Genomic DNA, 16,387 nt, shown 5'->3' with positions numbered 1-16,387 from the left:
TCAGCGTCCAAGATAGACTTCAATCACCTGCTCGTTGGCCTGCACCTCGCGCAGCGAGCCCTCCGCCAGCACCCGGCCCTGATGAAGAACCGTGACGTGATCGGCAATGGTTTCGACAAAGCCCATGTCATGCTCCACCACCATCAGGGAGTGTTTGCCCGCCAGGGTGCGAAACAGCTCGGCGGTGTACTCGGTCTCGGCGTCGGTCATCCCGGCAGCCGGTTCGTCCAGCAGCAGCAGGTGCGGCTCCTGCACCAGCAGCATGCCGATCTCGAGAAACTGCTTCTGGCCGTGGGACAACAGCCCCGCCCGGCGATGACGCTCCGCCCCAAGCCGCAACAGGCTCAGCATCTCGTTGATGCGGTCGCCCTGCTCGCTGCTCAACCGGGCGCGCAGGCTGGCCCACACCGATTTATCGCCTTTCATCGCCAGCTCGAGGTTTTCCCACACCGTCAGGGCTTCAAACACCGTCGGCTTCTGGAACTTGCGCCCGATGCCCTGGCGGGCAATGGCTATTGAATCGAGAGTCGTGAGATCCGTGGACTGATCGTAAATCGCCCGCCCGCTCTGGGGCCGCGTTTTACCGGTGATGACGTCCATCAGCGTGGTTTTGCCCGCGCCGTTAGGGCCAATCACGCAGCGCAGCTCGCCCACGCCGATGTTCAGCGACAGGTCGGTCAGCGCCTTAAAACCGTCAAAGCTGACGTTGATCCCCTCCAGCTGCAATACCGGGTCGGTCTGGTCGCGATAGCGATCCCCGGGAAGCTGGCGGGTAAATAACGCTTCGGCTGGCTGCATCATTTATCCCCTTTGCGCAACAGGCCCATGACCCCGCGCGGTAAAAACAGCGTGACCGCAATAAAGATCAGCCCCAGAAACAGCTGCCAGTACTCCGGCATCACCACCGTAAAAAGGCTTTTCGCCCCGTTCACCAGCGCGGCGCCAATCACCGGGCCGATCAGGGTGCCGCGTCCGCCGAGGGCCACCCAGATCGCCGCTTCGATGGAGTTGGTGGGCGACATCTCGCCGGGGTTGATGATCCCAACCTGCGGAACGTACAACGCCCCGGCAAGCCCGCACAGCACCGCGGATAAGGTCCAGACCAGCAGCTTAAAGCCCCTGGGATCGTAGCCGCAGAAGGTCAGCCGGTTTTCCGCATCGCGCACCGCGGTCAGAATGCGGCCAAATTTGCTTTTCGCCAGCGCATAGCCCACCGCCAGCGACGCGGCCAGCAGCAGCACGGTGGCAATAAACAGCCCGATGCGCGTTGAGGTGGCGGTCACGGAGAAGCCCAGCAGCGTGGTGAAGCCGGTAAAGCCGTTGTTGCCGCCAAAGCCGGTTTCATTACGAAAGAACAGCAGCATCCCGGCGAAGGTCAGCGCCTGGGTCATGATCGAGAAATAGACCCCTTTGATTTTTGAGCGGAAGGCAAACCAGCCGAACAGCAGCGCCAGCAGGCCCGGCACCAGCACAATCAGCACCAGCGCCCAGGCAAAATGCTGGGTGCCCCACCAGTACCAGGGCAGCTCGCTCCAGGAGAGGAACGACATAAAGGCCGGTAAGCCGTCGCCCGCGGCCTGGCGCATCAGGTACATCCCCATGGCGTAGCCGCCGAGGGCAAAAAACAGGCCGTGGCCGAGCGACAGCATCCCGGCGTAGCCCCACACCAGATCGAGGGCCACGGCGACAATGGCGTAGCAGAGGATCTTACCCACCAGCGTCAGCATCCAGGTGGAGACCGCCAGCGGATGGCTGGCGGGCAGCAGGGCCAGAAACGGCAGCACCAGCAGTGCCGCAAGGATAAGGGCGCCGAGTATCGATACGCTGCGCGGCGCCTTGCGCGCCAGCGTTAAGGTCATTGGCTGGCTCATCAGTCGATTACCCTCCCTTTCAGTGCAAATAACCCCTGCGGACGCTTCTGAATAAACAGAACGATCGCCACCAGAATCACGATTTTACCCAGCACGGCACCCATCTGCGGCTCGAGGATCTTGTTGAAAATCCCCAGCCCAAAGGCGGCTGCTACGCTCCCGGCCAGTTGCCCGACGCCGCCGAGCACCACCACCAGGAACGAGTCAATGATGTAGCCCTGGCCCAGCTCCGGCCCGACGTTGCCCAGCTGCGATAACGCCACGCCGCCGAGACCGGCAATCCCGGAGCCCAGCCCGAAGGCCAGCATGTCGACGCGCCCGGTGGGCACGCCGCAGCAGGCCGCCATACTGCGGTTCTGCGTCACCGCCCGCACGTTCAGCCCTAAACGGGTTTTATTGAGGATGAGCCAGGTGAAGAACAGCACCAGCAGCACAAAGCCGAGCACCACCAGCCGGTTCCACGGCAGGATCAGGCTGGCGTACACCTGCACGCCGCCGGAGAGCCACGCCGGGTTCGCCACCTCGAGGTTCTGCGCGCCAAAGAGCATCCGCACCAGCTGGATCAGCATCAGGCTGATGCCCCATGTCGCGAGCAGCGTCTCCAGCGGTCGACCATACAGATGGCGGATCACCGTGCGCTCAAGGGCCATGCCCACGGTCGCGGTCAGCATAAAGGCTACCGGCAGCGCCACCAGCGGATAAAAGGTGAGCCACTGCGGGGTAAACTGCGCCATCGCCTGCTGCACCAGCCAGGTGGCATAAGCCCCGAGCATCAGCATCTCCCCATGGGCCATATTGATCACCCCCAGCAGCCCGTAGGTGATCGCCAGCCCGAGCGCCGCCAGCAACAGAATGGAGCCCAGCGACAGGCCCATAAAGGCCTGGCCCAGCAGATCGCTAATCGTCTGGCGATGTTCGATCTGGCGCAGGCTCTCAGCGGCAGCTTCGCGCACCCCGGCATCCGGCTCCGTCTGCGCGCGGGTGTAGGGCAGCAGACGGGCCTGCACTTCCGGATCGCTCGATTCACCCAGCAGCGTCACGGCCTGCTTACGCACCGCCGGTTGCTGGCTGGTCAGTTGCAGGCTGGCGACGGCGAGGCTCAGCACCTGACGCACGGTATCGTCACTTTCGCTCGCCAGCTGGCGTTGTAAGAAAGGCAGCATCTGCGGCTGGGGATCGCGCTGCAGCTGCCGCGCGGCCGCCAGCCTTTCGGTGACACTGTCACCTGCAAGCTGATGGGTGGCAAGCGCGGTGGCGGCCAGCACCCTGAGGCGGTTAGTCAGACGCACCGCTTTGGTCGCGCCCTGCGCCTGAGCGGCGTCACCGAGGGCAGTTAACCCGCCATCCAGGCGGGTAAAGGCGTGTTTGTTGTCGTCGACGACGAGGTTCTCTTGCTTTAGCGCCCGCAGCAGCGGCAGCCTGGCCGGATCCGGCGCGGCGGCCCACTGCTCAAGCAGCACGGCCTGCTGGCTGCGGCTGGCGGCAACAAAGTTATCGGCGTCCGTTGCCTGCGCCATCCCTGGCAGCAGTCCGGCAAGCCATACGAGAGCGAAGATCGTGCGCATGACGTTCATGGCTTTACCCCTTTAAGATCCGCAATCAGTTGCTGGCCGTTTTCATCGGCGTGTCAGGCTTTTTGTCATTCCCGGCGATATACGGGCTCCACGGCTGGGCGCGTACCGGCTCTTCGGTCTGCCACACCACGTTGAACTGTCCGTTGCCTTCGATTTCGCCAATCATCACCGGCTTATGCAGATGGTGGTTGGTGGCATCCATGGTCAGGGTGAAGCCCGACGGGGCTTTGAAGGACTGGCCTGCCATGGCGGCACGCACTTTATCCACATTGGTGGTACCGGCTTTTTCCACCGCCTGGGCCCACATGTGGATCCCCACATAGGTGGCTTCCATTGGATCGTTGGTCACGACCGTATTGGCGTTAGGCAGTTTCTGCGCTTTCGCCCAGTTTTTGTACGCCGCCACGAAGGTCTGGTTGGCCGGGTTATCCACCGATTCGAAGTAGTTCCACGCCGCCAGGTTACCCACCAGCGGTTTGGTATCGATACCGCGCAGCTCCTCTTCACCCACCGAGAACGCGACGACCGGCACGTCGGTGGCTTTCACGCCCTGGTTCGCCAGCTCTTTGTAGAACGGTACGTTGGAGTCGCCATTGATGGTGGAGACCACCGCGGTTTTACCTGCGGCGGAGAATTTTTTAATGCTGGCGACGATGGTCTGGTAATCGCTGTGGCCGAACGGGGTGTAGACCTCTTCGATGTCTTTATCCTGTACCCCTTTCGAGTGCAGGAAGGCGCGCAGGATTTTGTTGGTGGTGCGCGGGTAGACGTAGTCGGTGCCCAGCAGGAAGAAGCGCTTCGCCGCCCCGCCGTCCTCGCTCATCAGGTATTCCACCGCCGGAATAGCCTGCTGGTTAGGCGCGGCCCCGGTGTAGAAGACGTTCGGGGACATCTCTTCCCCTTCGTACTGCACCGGGTAGAACAGCAGGCCGTTCAGCTCTTCAAACACCGGCAGGACCGATTTGCGCGATACCGAGGTCCAGCAGCCGAACACCGCTGCCACCTTATCCTGGCTTAACAGCTGGCGGGCCTTCTCGGCAAACAGCGGCCAGTTAGAGGCCGGGTCAACCACCACCGGCTCCAGTTTTTTGCCCAGCACGCCGCCTTTGGCGTTGATTTCGTTGATGGTCATCAGCGCCACGTCTTTCAGCGGCGTTTCGGAAATCGCCATCGTTCCGGAGAGCGAATGCATGATGCCAATTTTAATGGTGTCGGCGGCCTGCGCGCTGAAACTCATCCCCATGGCCACGACGGAGGCCGATAAAGCAAAGGCTTTTAACAAGGTACGACGATGCATAATTTTCACTCCTGAAAAGAAAGCTGTGCGAAATCGTCCGTTACGGCGTGGACGCAGAAAGAGCAATCAGGATCAGACAGAGCAAAAAAGATGCCAGAACGAAAAATCTCTAGATTCAGGGGGCGGGAGAGGATTTTAAAGGCAGGTGCGGATCAGGATGGCACAGCGTTGCACTTTATTAATGCAACGCTGTGGAAAAGCGATTACCAGACTTCGCTGGCGATCTGGGTGACCAGGCGAACCTTGTCCCACTGCTGGGCTTCGGTCAGGGCGTTACCCTCTTCGGTAGAGGCAAAGCCGCACTGCGGGCTGAGGCAGATCTGGTCCTTCGCGACATACTTCGCCGCCTCTTCCAGACGCGCTTTCACCCCTTCCGGGTTCTCCAGCTCGCCGCTTTTGGTGGTGATAAGCCCCAGCACCACCTGCTGCTTGCCCGGACGGATAAAGCGTAACGGGGCAAAGTCGCCGCTGCGATCGTTATCGTACTCCAGGAAGAACGCATCGACATTGACGGTGCCAAACAGGATCTCCGCCACCGGCTCGTAACCCCCTTCAGAAATCCAGGTCGAGCGGAAGTTACCCCGGCAGACGTGCAGCCCGATGGTCAAATCGTCCGGCTTGCCTTCCAGCGCCTTGTTCAGCACACGGGCATAGGTGCGCGCCAGCTGGTCCGGGTCATCGGCACGCTCCAGGATCTGACGGCGCTGATCGTCCGAGCAGAGATAGGCCCAGACGGTGTCGTCCAGCTGCAGATTGCGGCAGCCCGCCGCATAAAAGGCGTGGATGGCATCGCGCCAGGTCTGGGCCAGGTCATCAAAGTAAACATCCAGATCCGGGTAGACCGTGGCGTCGATTACCTTGCGACCGCCGCGGAAGTGCAGCACGCTCGGGCTCGGGATGGTCATCTTCGGCTGAGCATTGCCGCTGACGCTTTGCAGATAGCGGAAGTCGTCGAGCATCGGATGGCTGCCGAAGCCCAGTTTGCCGGTGACGCGAACGCCGTGGGCTTTGGTCTGCACGCCGTTAAACTGGATCCCCTGCTCGGATTCGTAACGCTCCACGCCCTGCAGACCGTCGAAGAAATCAAAGTGCCACCAGGCGCGACGGAACTCGCCGTCCGTCACCACATTAAGACCGCAGGCGCACTGCTGTTCAACCACATGACGAATCGCTTCATCTTCTACCGCACGCAGCTGCTGGGCGTCGATCTCGCCGCTGGCGAATTGGACTCGCGCCTGTTTGATGGCGTCGGGACGTAAAAAGCTACCTACCACATCGGCACGGTACGGGGCGTGTTGTCGCTGCATGCTTATCTCCTTTAACTGCCGCCAGGTAATTGCCGACAGTGATAATTCATTATTTGAACTTTTAGACTTCTGGATGGCTATATGTCCAAAAGATGTCACAGCGCTGGCCCCGCGGCAAACGAGAAAAATTCATCGGTGTTGAAAAAAATTCATGTTGCAGCGGAAGGGTAAAAAAAACCGCCAGAGACTGGCGGTAAATGCTTGCATGGATAGATTTGTATTTTGATATCTACGGACCCGGCATTCCATACCAGGCTGCGGATCCTGACCAAGCTAGCATGATGAAGATAAATGAAGGCTAAACAACCTTGCTCTGTGCCCCCTGTTTGATTGCACTTTTCTGGCGCAAGGCACGGGATAACAGCCACACCAGGGTGCAGGCAATCACCGGTACCAGCCAGTCGAGCAGGCTGGCCATGTTCCAGACCTGCCAGTCAAACCCGCCCCACCACGGCATATTGGCGCGCTTGCCGTGTCCAAAGAGAGCAATCCAGCGGTATTCCGCCTGGGTCTGCTCCCGGGCGATAAACCACAGCGCCCCCAGCGCTCCGCCGACGCCCCATCGGCCCCATTTCAGGCCGCATAAACACTGAACGGTGACTGCCGCTAACGCGTGCATTAAAGGAGAAAAATCCATAAGCCTGACTGACGCTCTCTTCTTATAGCTACGTTAACCCATCAACATACGGGTAAAGTCGGCTCGGGTGAAGAGTAGAGCAGATATGCCCATAAAAAACCGCCCGAAGGCGGTTAAAAGTGTTTTTTATAGCGGTTTCCTGGTCACGTCAGGATCATCAACGACCGGCGGGTCATTCACATCGGGGACGTCAGGAATATCATCATCAGGAAGCGGTTCATCATCAGGAAGAGGATCAACGTAATCTGGACGATCGGTCATAAAACCTCCGTCAAACATAGTATGAGAGACTACTTAGCTTTACCCGGTTTCTGTTGGGACTGATCGTCTTTCGGGTTCTTTTGAGACTGCTTTGACTGATCTTTGTTAGCACCTTGATCGTTGGATTTCATTTTGAACTCCTGTGGGTAGATGCGGTAACTTGCCGCCATTAAAATATAAGACATGCTTATAGTTATATCGAGCGAGGCGAGAGCTTAAAGAGGTAAGCAATTATTTTATTTGATGAATGCTCAATGGGTTAGCGTGCGCAAACTTAAAAGATAAAACGAAAAAACCGGGCATCGTGCCCGGTTCTGTTTCCAGCCTGAAAAAGCCTTTACGAGCTCAACCCGCGATTCACCAGCATCGGTTCGATCTTTGGATCGTGCCCGCGCCACGCGCGATAAAGTTCAGCTAAATCAGTGCTGTTGCCACGGGACAAAATCGCCTCGCGGAATTTTTGGCCGTTCTCGCGGGTCAATCCGCCCTCTTCCACGAACCACTGATAGCCATCGTCGGCCAGCATTTGGGTCCAGAGATAGGCGTAATAACCTGCTGCGTAGCCGCCTCCGAAGATATGGGCGAAGTAGCTGCTACGGTAGCGCGGCGGTACGGCGGGGAGATCCAGCTGCTCGCGCTTCAGCGCTGCGGTTTCGAATGCCTCGACGTCTGCTGGCGCTTCGCTGGCGGCGATGCCGTGCCAGTTCATATCCAGCAGCGCGGCGCTGAGCAGTTCGGTCATGTCATAGCCTTTATTAAACTGGGTAGCGCTGAGCATTTTCTCGCGCAGGGCATCGGGCATCGGCTCCCCGGTCTGATAGTGGCGGGCATAGTGGGCAAAGACATCAGGATGGCTGGCCCAGTGTTCGTTAATTTGCGACGGGAACTCCACAAAATCACGCGGCGTGTTGGTGCCGGAGAGCGTGGCGTAACGCTGGCTGGCAAACAGGCCGTGCAGAGTATGACCAAACTCGTGGAACAGGGTGATAACATCATCCCAGGAGATCAACGCCGGCTGGCCTTCCGCTGGTTTCTGATAGTTGCAGACGTTGTAGATCACCGGGCGGGTATTGAACTCATTGGATTGCTCGACAAAGTTGCCCATCCACGCCCCGCCGCCTTTCGAGTCGCGGGCGAAAAAGTCACCGTAAAAGAGCGCCATCCCCTCACCGTTGTGATCGAAGATCTCCCAGACGCGCACGTCAGGATGGTAGACGGGAATGTCGTTGCGCTCGGCAAAGGTGATCCCGAACAGCTGGGTCGCCGCCCAGAATACGCCGTCGGTCAGGACCCTGTTGAGGGCAAAATAGGGTTTAACCTGCGTCTCATCCAGAGCGTATTTCGCCAGACGCACGCGCTCGGCGTAAAACGACCAGTCCCAGGCCTGCACCTGGAAATGCCCCTGCTCGTCATCAATCACTTTCTGAATGTCGGCCTGCTCCTGCAGGGCGCGACCCCGTGCGGCCGGGACGATCCCGCGCATAAACTGCAGCGCGGCGTCGGGGGTTTTTGCCATCTGATCGGCGATTTTCCAGCTGGCATAGTTGCTGTAACCCAGCAGTTCCGCCTGGCGGGCACGCAGGGCCACCAGCCGGGCGATCACCTCCCGGGTGTCGTTGCCGTCATTTTTTTGCGTGCGCAGCCAGGCCGCCTTGAAGAGATTTTCCCTGATCTTACGATCGCGCAGCTGTTGCAGCGCCGGCTGCTGGGTGGTATTCAGCAGCGGAATGAGCCAGCGGTCGCTGAGCCCCTTCTCTGCCGCGGCCTGGGCAGCCGCCGCCTGTTCCGCCGGGCTCAGGCCATCCAGCTGGTGCTGATAATCCACCACCAGCCCACCCGCTTTGTCCGCTGCCAGCAGGCGCTGGTTAAACTGGCTGATCAGAGTGGCCGCTTCGGTATTAAGCGCCTTCAGCTCCTGCTTTTCCGCCTCGCCCAACCGGGCTCCGGCCAGAATAAAGCGCTGATGAAGTTCTTCAATCAGGCGCAGAGACTCGGCGTCCGGCGCCATCGCCTGTCGATCGTTGTAGATGGCATCCACGCGGGCAAAGAGCGCATCATTGAGCCAGATATCGTTCGCCAGCGCCGCCAGCTCGGTTGAGACCGCCTCTTCCAGCTGCTGCAGATAGTCATTGGTGTGCGCCGAGGTCATAGCGAAGAAGACGCTGCTCACCCGGCTCAGCAGAGCGCCGCTTTTCTCCAGCGCCAGCACGGTATTGGCGAAATCGGGCGCATCCGCAGACCCGGCTATCGCCGCGATCTCCTCACGCTTCTGACGGATAGCGTCGTCGAAGGCCGGACGGTAGTGCTCGTCGCGGATCAGATCAAAATGCGGTGCCTGGTACGGCAGCGAGCTGTCTGCGAAAAAAGGATTGGTGCCAGACATATCAGACTCCTGAATATGATGAATCTCACCAGAGTAGGCCAGCCCGACATGCGCTGCAATATCTGCCGCCATAAGGGCATGAAAAGTCACCTTACTCTGCGTCAGATCACATGCTATGGTAGTACAACACAAAAAGCGTTGAGGAACAGTGAGATGATAATTTTAGTTACCGGAGCAACTGCGGGTTTTGGTGAAAGCATCACGCGTCGCTTCGTCGCCAACGGCCATAAGGTGATTGCCACCGGCCGTCGTCAGGAGCGTCTGCAGGAGCTGAAAGAGGAGCTCGGCGACAGCATTTTGACCGCACAGCTGGACGTGCGTAACCGCGCATCCATTGAAGAGATGATTGCCAACCTGCCGGCTGAGTGGCGTGATATCGACGTTCTGGTTAACAACGCCGGGCTGGCGCTGGGACTTGAGCCTGCGCATAAAGCCAGCGTCGAAGACTGGGAAACGATGATCGACACCAATAACAAAGGCCTGGTCTATATGACCCGCGCCGTGCTGCCTGGCATGGTCGAGCGCAACCGCGGTCACGTGATCAACATCGGCTCCACTGCCGGTAGCTGGCCGTATGCGGGCGGCAACGTCTATGGCGCGACCAAGGCCTTTGTGCGCCAGTTCAGCCTGAACCTGCGCACCGACCTGCACGGCACCGCCATTCGCGTGACGGATGTCGAGCCGGGCCTGGTTGGCGGCACCGAGTTTTCCAATGTCCGCTTTAAAGGCGATGACGACAAAGCAGGTAAAACCTACGAGAACACCACCGCCCTGACCCCGGAAGATGTTACCGAAGCCGTCTGGTGGGTGGCGACCCTGCCGAAGCATGTCAACATCAACACCGTTGAAATGATGCCGGTGACTCAGAGCTTTGCTGGCCTGAGCGTCCATCGCGGATGATCTTTCCCCGCCCGGCCTGCGGGCCGGGACTGGGATACCAGGCAAAAGAATGGTAGTATTTCCCGGTTAACTCTCTGAGAAATCACATCGAATGGCCGCTGAATCGCAACTTAATCCGACACAACCCGTTAATCAGCAAATTTATCGTATTCTGCGCAGCGACATCGTGCATTGTCTGATCCCGCCGGGCACCCCACTTTCTGAAAAAGAGGTGTCGGTCCGTTTTGATGTCTCCCGTCAGCCGGTTCGCGAAGCCTTTATTAAGCTTGCCGAAAACGGCCTGATTCAGATCCGCCCCCAGCGCGGCAGCTACGTCAATAAGATCTCCCTCAGCCAGGTGCAGAACGGCTGTTTTGTCCGTCAGGCCATCGAGTGCGCCGTGGTCCGTCGTGCGGCAGGCCTGGTTGACGACAACCAGTGTTATCAGCTGGAGCAGAACCTGCATCAGCAGCGCATTGCCATTGAGCGTAAACAGCTGAATGATTTCTTCCTGCTCGACGACGAATTTCACCAGAAGCTGGCGCAGATTGCTGGCTGCCAGCTGGCGTGGGATACCATCGAGAATATCAAGGCGACCATGGACCGGGTGCGTTACATGAGTCTTGACCACGTTTCGCCGCCGGAGATGCTGCTGCGTCAGCATCTGGATATTTTTAATGCGCTGGAAAAGCGCGACGCCGATGCGGTAGAAAAAGCGATGACCCTGCATCTGCAGGAAATTGGCGAGTCAGTGCAGTTAATTCGTCAGGAAAACAGCGACTGGTTCAGCGAAGAGTAAAACTTCCGCATCCCGTCGAATATTCGGGATGCGGCAAATTATTTGATTAACGCACCACTAATACCGGAATTTTGGCATAACGTAATACCGATTCTGCATTCGAACCCAGCAGATGGGTCGTCACGCCAGGCTTTTTCGAACCGATAACAATAATATCGAATTTACCTTCAGTCCCCGTCGCGATAATTTCATCCCGTACGCTGCCAAAACGCACTTCGGTATGCATTCTCTCCGGCGGTACATCAAAGAGCCGCTTTAATTCGTTCATCTTTCTCTTTGACTCTTCGGTCATATAGGCTTCGAACTTAGCGATATCCGACGAAAAGCCCCGCAGCAGCGCGCGACTGTTGACCGGAAGAACATTTAACAACGTGATTTCAGCATTATCCGCCCGGGCCAGAAATGCGGCGTGACGCACGGCCTTATCACTCAAATCCATTTCAAAGACATCGACAGGCATCAATATTTTCTTATACATACGCCCTTCTCCTTATATCGACAATGTGCTTGTTAACGATATTCAGAGTGACATGTTTTTATGAAACGAACCCTAAACGACTCGGTCAGGAAATAGGCGGGATAAGTAAAGAAGTGTTTATTGACTATGCCGCCGCGAACGGCGGCATAAAGAGAGGTTAAATCTGTGCGGCGTATTGTGCGACCGTGGCTTTGGCCCCGTCTTTTAATAATGTCGCGTAGGCATTCATCACTGCATCAACAAATACCTTATCCTGCGGTAACTCCTGGCCGAAAATAGTGTCAATTCCCAGCAGCGCTTTTACGCGGCTTTCGCCTTCCGCACTGCCTTTGACCGCCGCCTGAATCACCGGCAGCAGCGGATCGCACACCTCGATGGCTTCACCACGCTCGTCCACCCCTCCGACGTAACGCATCCAGCCCGCCACGCCCAGCGCCAGCAGCGGGAAGGGCTTCTGATGCACCCGGTGCCAGCGCACGGAATCCAGCATACGCTGAGGCAGCTTCTGGCTGCCGTCCATGGCGATCTGCCAGGTACGGTGGCGCAGCGCCGGATTGCTGTAGCGTTCGATCAATAGATCGGCGTAACGTCCGAGATCCACGCCGGTGACTTTCAGGGTCGAGGCCTGCTCGTTTAGCATCAGCGCGCGGGCGGCGCGCTTGTAGTTCGCGTCCTCCATGCAGTCGTTGATGTGCTGATAGCCCGCCAGATAGCCCAGGTAGGCCAGGAAGGAGTGGCTGCCGTTCAGCATACGCAGCTTCATCTCTTCGAACGGGATCACATCGGCCACCAGTTCAGCCCCGGCTTTCTCCCACGCCGGACGACCCGCGACAAAGTTGTCTTCAATCACCCACTGGCGGAACGGCTCACAGGCCACCCCTGCCGGATCGCGCACGCCGGTGATCTGTTCGATTTTGTTCAGCGTATCGGCGGTGACGGCAGGCACAATACGGTCGACCATGGTTGACGGGAAGGTGACGTGCGTTTCGATCCAGTCCGCCAGCTCAGCGCTCAACGCGCGGGCATAGGCGCAGGTCACGTTGCGCATCACATGGCCGTTCTCCGGCATGTTGTCGCAGGACATCACGGTGAAGGCTGGCAGCCCGGCTTGTTTGCGTCGCGCCAGCGCTTCTACCACCACACCCACCGCGGATACCGGCTGGTGAGGATTCTGCAGATCGGCGGCGATCAGCGGGTGATCGAGCATCAACTGCCCGGTAGCCGGGGCATGGCAGTAGCCTTTTTCGGTGATGGTTAACGAGACGATCGCCACCTGCGGCTCGCACATGGCATCCAGCACCGCTTCCAGCCCATCCACCTGGGCATGCAGCGCTTTTTTGACCACGCCAACCACCCGCGCCGTCCAGGCATCGGCAGACATTTCCGCCACGGTGAAGAGATTATCCTGCGCCTTGAGATCCGCGATCTGCTGCTCGCCGCCAATCAGATTGACCTCGCAATAGCCCCACTCACTGCCGTGATCGGCGGCCAGAATATCGGCATAGACTGCCTGATGCGCGCGATGGAAGGCACCAAACCCGAGATGCACGATGCGTGTCTGCAGGTTGTCGCGGTTGTATTGAGGAAGCGTGGCTTGCGCATGTAATAACGGATTTTTCATGATAGTACTCGTTAATGTGATTAAGCGATGGATCCGGGCCGGTTGATTCACCTGGCCTGGCTTACTAACCCAACTAGAATGGTAGGCAGAATAAAAAATTCTCTGCCGTTAACCATACTGATTGTTGGTACGTCGATATTGATTTACGTTAACTTTTCACCATCTGGTGTGACATCAATTGCAAGTTGTGTGACAGCATTAAAATGCTGTAAACCATTTATCCTGCAATGGTGGCCTTTTCACGCTGTTGGTCTGGCAGCGAATTCGGTGCTGTCCATAATGTGTCGTAGTCATGTCCGGTCAGATCCTCCACGATACGCCGTACGTGCGGTTCGACCGCCGCTTTTGAACCATTGGCCCTGAGGCGATCAACCTCCGCCACAAAGATCTGGTGAGTCTCTTTATTCAGCCGGAACGTCAGAGCCTGCCACATAGCCAGAATTAACAGCCCGGCGGTGCCGACGAACATCAGCATGGCGATCGTATGAATGGCTTCCGGCGGCTGAACCTGGCTGCCCTTCACAAAGCCGCCGTTTTGCAGCAGCAGGCCAACCACAAAGGTGGCGATGGCAACCGTGGTTTTGCGCGAGAAGGTCATCACCGCAGCGAACAGCCCTTCCCGGCGCTGACGGCTGACCATTTCGTCAATATCGGGAATAAACGGGAAAACGTTCCACGGCGTGAACTCCAGTACGCAGCGCCCGACCTGATACACCCCAGCCAGGATGAACAGCGTGGCAACGGTATTTAACGCCGGGATCTGATACACCGCCAGAAAACCGGCCAGGCACAGCATCATCAGGGCATAAGCGAAAACGTACAGCCGGGCCGGACCGTATTTGATGATCCCGAACCCGGCAATGAGCGTCACCGGCAGGCCGACAATGCTCATCGACAGCAGGCTCCCTGCCAGCGACGACGAGACGTTCAGGCAGTAAACGCAGAAGAAGACAAACACGGTGTTATAGACATCTTTGCCGGTGAACGACAGGAGATAAATTGCCAGATGCTTTCTGAAAGCGCGGATTTTCAGCGTCGAGGCGTAGGATTTGAACAGGTCAACGACCGCGCGAAGTTTGTCAGACAGGCTACCGGGTAAGGCTGATTTTTCCAGTTCCACCTGCATTTCCGGAGTGATCTCCCGCTCCCAGGTCACTTTCCATGAAATAAAGACGCAGACCATAAACAGCACCGCGAAAATCACGCCGTTTATCAGATAGGCGTTGGCGCTCTGCTCGCCAAAATAACCAATCAACAGCCCCGGAATAAAGGTCGCCAGAAAGGTACCGGACGCCGACATAAACATCCGGCAGGTGGATAACTTAGTGCGACCATTAAACTCTTTGGTCATCTCGGAAGGCAGGGTTTCCCACGGGATCAGCACCATGGCGGCGATGATCTCAAACGCCAGGTAGACCGCCAGATAAAACGCATAGCTCATTCCGTCGAGCCAGAGTAAGGCGTAAACCAGCATCAACGGCGCGCCGATCAGCAGGAAGAAACGCCGACGGCCAAATTTCTTACCAAAATAGTTTTTATAAAAGTGGTCCGTTAGGCTGCCCATAAACAGACTGACCACCGCATCGACAATACGGGCAATGGCAACAATTGATGCTGCTTCAATGGGCGACAGACCGACAAAGGTGGTGTAGAAAAATAATAGCCAGGCGCCAATAACGGTAAATGCGCCGCCGCCCATAATATCGGTCAGACCGTATCCAATACTGACCGGAATAGTGATGTTTTTATTTGCACGAGACATAGCGTTTCCTTACCTGAAAATAAATCCAGTGAATTCCCGATGCTTCTTTGATTTAGCGTTTAATCGTTTTTATTGAGAGGAAAAAAAAGACTCCCCTGTTTTCAGGAGAGTCTTTGGACATCAGGAAATGGCGCGATGTTTACCGCTCACCCTCACTGCGGCAGATTTGTCGTCTGCGGCGTCTTCCAGCGCGCTGAGGTCGCGATCGCATACTTCAGGCATCAGCAGGGCTGAAATCAGGCCGATGCAGGAGTAGACAATCACCATCACCACAATTGGCCACCAGGAGCCGGTCATGTTGCAGAAGATACCCGCCAGCACCGGACCAAAACCAACCGCAATCAGACCGCCCGCCTCTTTTGAAATCGCCATCCGGGTAAAGCGGTTACGCGAGCCAAACATCTCGGCCATGGTGATGTTTTCCAGGGCGAACAGACCGAGTACCGCAAAGTTATGGATAACGATAATCGAGGCCATGATCACGCCAGGGCTGTACGACTTATCGACAATAATCGAGATCATCGGGTAGGCCAGAATGATGGCCGAAATGCTCAGCAGAATATAAGGCAGACGACGGCCAAATTTATCGGATAACCAGCCCAGCAGCGGAATAGTAATAAAGCCGAGAATCGAGCTGATCATTAGGGCATCGGTCGGGATCGCTTTATCAAACAGCAGCGTCTGCACCAGATAACCGGCAAGGAAGGTCTGGATCAGGCCGGAGTTACCCGCCTGGCCGAAACGCAGGCCGGTAGCCAGCCAGAACGATTTGCTCTTCAGCATTGCACCCAGGGTGCTCTCCTGAGCAACAGCGGCCTGTGCCGGAGCCTCTTCAGCGACCTGCTCAAATACCGGGCTCTCTTTGAGATTCATACGCAGCCAGATGGCAAAGATCATCACCACCACGCTTGCGAGGAACGGCACGCGCCAGCCCCAGGCAATCAGCTCTTCACGGTCGAGGGCAAAGAACATTACCGCCCAGATCGCGGTAGCGCTCAGGGTGCCGCAGTTGGTGCCCATCGCCACCAGGGAGGAGATGATCCCGCGTTTCCCTTTCGGCGCATATTCCGCCAGCATGGTGCCTGCGCCAGAGATCTCCGCGCCTGCGCCCAGCCCCTGGATAATACGCAGCGTCACCAGCAGTATCGGTGCGAAAATACCAATCTGCGCATAGGTCGGCAGCACGCCGATGAGGGTGGTGCAGATCCCCATCATGGTGATGGTGATAAACAACACCTTCTTACGGCCTACGCTGTCGCCCATTTTGCCGAAGATAAAGGCGCCGACGATACGGGCGATATAGCCCGCGCCGTAGGTGCCCATCGCCAGGATCAGCGCCATCGCGGCCGACTGCTCCGGGAAGAAGATTTCGTGGAAGACTAACGCCGCGCCCAGCGAGTAAAGCTGGAAGTCCATAAACTCTAACGCGGTGCCAAGCCACCCGGATACGGCGGCTTTGATCAGGTCAGATGTGGATCTTTCATGTTGTACTTGAGTCATATTGGCTATCTCAACAGG

At 57.6% G+C, this 16,387-nt stretch carries 14 protein-coding genes; 2 read left to right on the top strand and 12 right to left on the bottom strand.

The window, feature by feature from the left end; genetic code table 11:
* From urtD to dcp, 8 genes are all read right to left on the bottom strand, one after another.
* Nucleotides 1-798 carry an urea ABC transporter ATP-binding protein UrtD gene (gene urtD, locus FFB58_RS02730; protein WP_138369238.1) on the bottom strand — a complete coding sequence of 266 codons (798 nt, stop codon included), beginning with the start codon at nt 796-798 and terminating at the stop codon, nt 1-3.
* Nucleotides 798-1,871, bottom strand: coding sequence for an urea ABC transporter permease subunit UrtC (gene urtC / locus FFB58_RS02725; RefSeq protein ID WP_138368896.1), 1,074 nt, complete (start codon nt 1,869-1,871; stop codon nt 798-800). Before urtC ends, urtD begins: the two co-directional genes overlap by 1 nt.
* Nucleotides 1,871-3,445: an urea ABC transporter permease subunit UrtB gene (gene urtB, locus FFB58_RS02720; RefSeq protein WP_138368895.1), complete on the bottom strand. Its 1,575-nt coding sequence runs from the start codon at nt 3,443-3,445 to the stop codon at nt 1,871-1,873. Before urtB ends, urtC begins: the two co-directional genes overlap by 1 nt.
* A gap of 25 nt (nt 3,446-3,470) precedes the next feature.
* Nucleotides 3,471-4,742, bottom strand: a complete 1,272-nt coding sequence (gene urtA, locus FFB58_RS02715; RefSeq protein ID WP_138368894.1) for an urea ABC transporter substrate-binding protein — start codon at nt 4,740-4,742, stop codon at nt 3,471-3,473.
* Nucleotides 4,743-4,945: 203 nt separating this feature from the next.
* A complete protein-coding gene (locus FFB58_RS02710) occupies nt 4,946-6,049 on the bottom strand; it encodes a cobalamin-independent methionine synthase II family protein (protein WP_138368893.1) in 1,104 nt (367 codons plus the stop codon).
* Between the two features lie 298 nt (nt 6,050-6,347).
* Nucleotides 6,348-6,686, bottom strand: a complete 339-nt coding sequence (locus FFB58_RS02705; RefSeq protein ID WP_138368892.1) for a hypothetical protein — start codon at nt 6,684-6,686, stop codon at nt 6,348-6,350.
* Between the two features lie 126 nt (nt 6,687-6,812).
* The gene (locus tag FFB58_RS22995; RefSeq protein ID WP_255296466.1) at nt 6,813-6,947 is read right to left on the bottom strand and encodes a hypothetical protein; all 135 of its coding nucleotides are present in this window, start codon (nt 6,945-6,947) and stop codon (nt 6,813-6,815) included.
* Between the two features lie 337 nt (nt 6,948-7,284).
* On the bottom strand, nt 7,285-9,330 hold the full coding sequence (dcp, locus tag FFB58_RS02700; RefSeq protein ID WP_138368891.1) for a peptidyl-dipeptidase Dcp: 2,046 nt from the start codon (nt 9,328-9,330) through the stop codon (nt 7,285-7,287).
* A gap of 153 nt (nt 9,331-9,483) precedes the next feature.
* Between dcp and ydfG the strand changes: the two genes are divergently transcribed.
* Together ydfG and FFB58_RS02690 are read left to right on the top strand one after the other, a co-directional pair.
* A complete protein-coding gene (gene ydfG / locus FFB58_RS02695; protein WP_039029249.1) occupies nt 9,484-10,230 on the top strand; it encodes a bifunctional NADP-dependent 3-hydroxy acid dehydrogenase/3-hydroxypropionate dehydrogenase YdfG in 747 nt (248 codons plus the stop codon).
* A 91-nt stretch (nt 10,231-10,321) separates the two neighbouring features.
* Nucleotides 10,322-11,008 (top strand): GntR family transcriptional regulator, encoded by a 687-nt coding sequence (locus tag FFB58_RS02690; RefSeq protein WP_039029248.1) that lies wholly within the window; start codon nt 10,322-10,324, stop codon nt 11,006-11,008.
* Between the two features lie 46 nt (nt 11,009-11,054).
* Here FFB58_RS02690 and FFB58_RS02685 read toward each other — a convergent pair whose 3' ends face one another.
* From FFB58_RS02685 to FFB58_RS02670, 4 genes are all read right to left on the bottom strand, one after another.
* A complete protein-coding gene (locus tag FFB58_RS02685; RefSeq protein ID WP_039029247.1) occupies nt 11,055-11,486 on the bottom strand; it encodes a universal stress protein in 432 nt (143 codons plus the stop codon).
* 157 nt (nt 11,487-11,643) lie between these two features.
* A complete protein-coding gene (locus tag FFB58_RS02680; protein WP_138368890.1) occupies nt 11,644-13,107 on the bottom strand; it encodes a mannitol dehydrogenase family protein in 1,464 nt (487 codons plus the stop codon).
* A 217-nt stretch (nt 13,108-13,324) separates the two neighbouring features.
* On the bottom strand, nt 13,325-14,869 hold the full coding sequence (locus FFB58_RS02675) for an MFS transporter (RefSeq protein ID WP_138368889.1): 1,545 nt from the start codon (nt 14,867-14,869) through the stop codon (nt 13,325-13,327).
* A gap of 120 nt (nt 14,870-14,989) precedes the next feature.
* The gene (locus FFB58_RS02670; RefSeq protein ID WP_138368888.1) at nt 14,990-16,369 is read right to left on the bottom strand and encodes an MFS transporter; all 1,380 of its coding nucleotides are present in this window, start codon (nt 16,367-16,369) and stop codon (nt 14,990-14,992) included.
* Nucleotides 16,370-16,387 lie beyond the last annotated feature (18 nt).

Origin of the sequence: Enterobacter sp. MF024 (assembly GCF_005843915.1) — a bacterium.
Classification (GTDB): Bacteria; Pseudomonadota; Gammaproteobacteria; order Enterobacterales; family Enterobacteriaceae; genus Enterobacter; species Enterobacter barmai.
The sequence above is the reverse complement of the archived record's forward strand: the minus strand, read 5'-3'. Positions and strand labels throughout refer to the sequence as shown.

What these genes read in the sequence shown, in the direction of transcription:
- urtD (WP_138369238.1), bottom strand. Translation starts at nt 798, where the DNA reads ATGCAGCCAGCCGAAGCGTTATTTACCCGCCAGCTTCCCGGGGATCGC.
- urtC (WP_138368896.1), bottom strand. Translation starts at nt 1,871, where the DNA reads ATGAGCCAGCCAATGACCTTAACGCTGGCGCGCAAGGCGCCGCGCAGC.
- urtB (WP_138368895.1), bottom strand. Translation starts at nt 3,445, where the DNA reads ATGAACGTCATGCGCACGATCTTCGCTCTCGTATGGCTTGCCGGACTG.
- urtA (WP_138368894.1), bottom strand. Translation starts at nt 4,742, where the DNA reads ATGCATCGTCGTACCTTGTTAAAAGCCTTTGCTTTATCGGCCTCCGTC.
- FFB58_RS02710 (WP_138368893.1), bottom strand. Translation starts at nt 6,049, where the DNA reads ATGCAGCGACAACACGCCCCGTACCGTGCCGATGTGGTAGGTAGCTTT.
- FFB58_RS02705 (WP_138368892.1), bottom strand. Translation starts at nt 6,686, where the DNA reads ATGGATTTTTCTCCTTTAATGCACGCGTTAGCGGCAGTCACCGTTCAG.
- FFB58_RS22995 (WP_255296466.1), bottom strand. Translation starts at nt 6,947, where the DNA reads ATGACCGATCGTCCAGATTACGTTGATCCTCTTCCTGATGATGAACCG.
- dcp (WP_138368891.1), bottom strand. Translation starts at nt 9,330, where the DNA reads ATGTCTGGCACCAATCCTTTTTTCGCAGACAGCTCGCTGCCGTACCAG.
- ydfG (WP_039029249.1), top strand. Translation starts at nt 9,484, where the DNA reads ATGATAATTTTAGTTACCGGAGCAACTGCGGGTTTTGGTGAAAGCATC.
- FFB58_RS02690 (WP_039029248.1), top strand. Translation starts at nt 10,322, where the DNA reads ATGGCCGCTGAATCGCAACTTAATCCGACACAACCCGTTAATCAGCAA.
- FFB58_RS02685 (WP_039029247.1), bottom strand. Translation starts at nt 11,486, where the DNA reads ATGTATAAGAAAATATTGATGCCTGTCGATGTCTTTGAAATGGATTTG.
- FFB58_RS02680 (WP_138368890.1), bottom strand. Translation starts at nt 13,107, where the DNA reads ATGAAAAATCCGTTATTACATGCGCAAGCCACGCTTCCTCAATACAAC.
- FFB58_RS02675 (WP_138368889.1), bottom strand. Translation starts at nt 14,869, where the DNA reads ATGTCTCGTGCAAATAAAAACATCACTATTCCGGTCAGTATTGGATAC.
- FFB58_RS02670 (WP_138368888.1), bottom strand. Translation starts at nt 16,369, where the DNA reads ATGACTCAAGTACAACATGAAAGATCCACATCTGACCTGATCAAAGCC.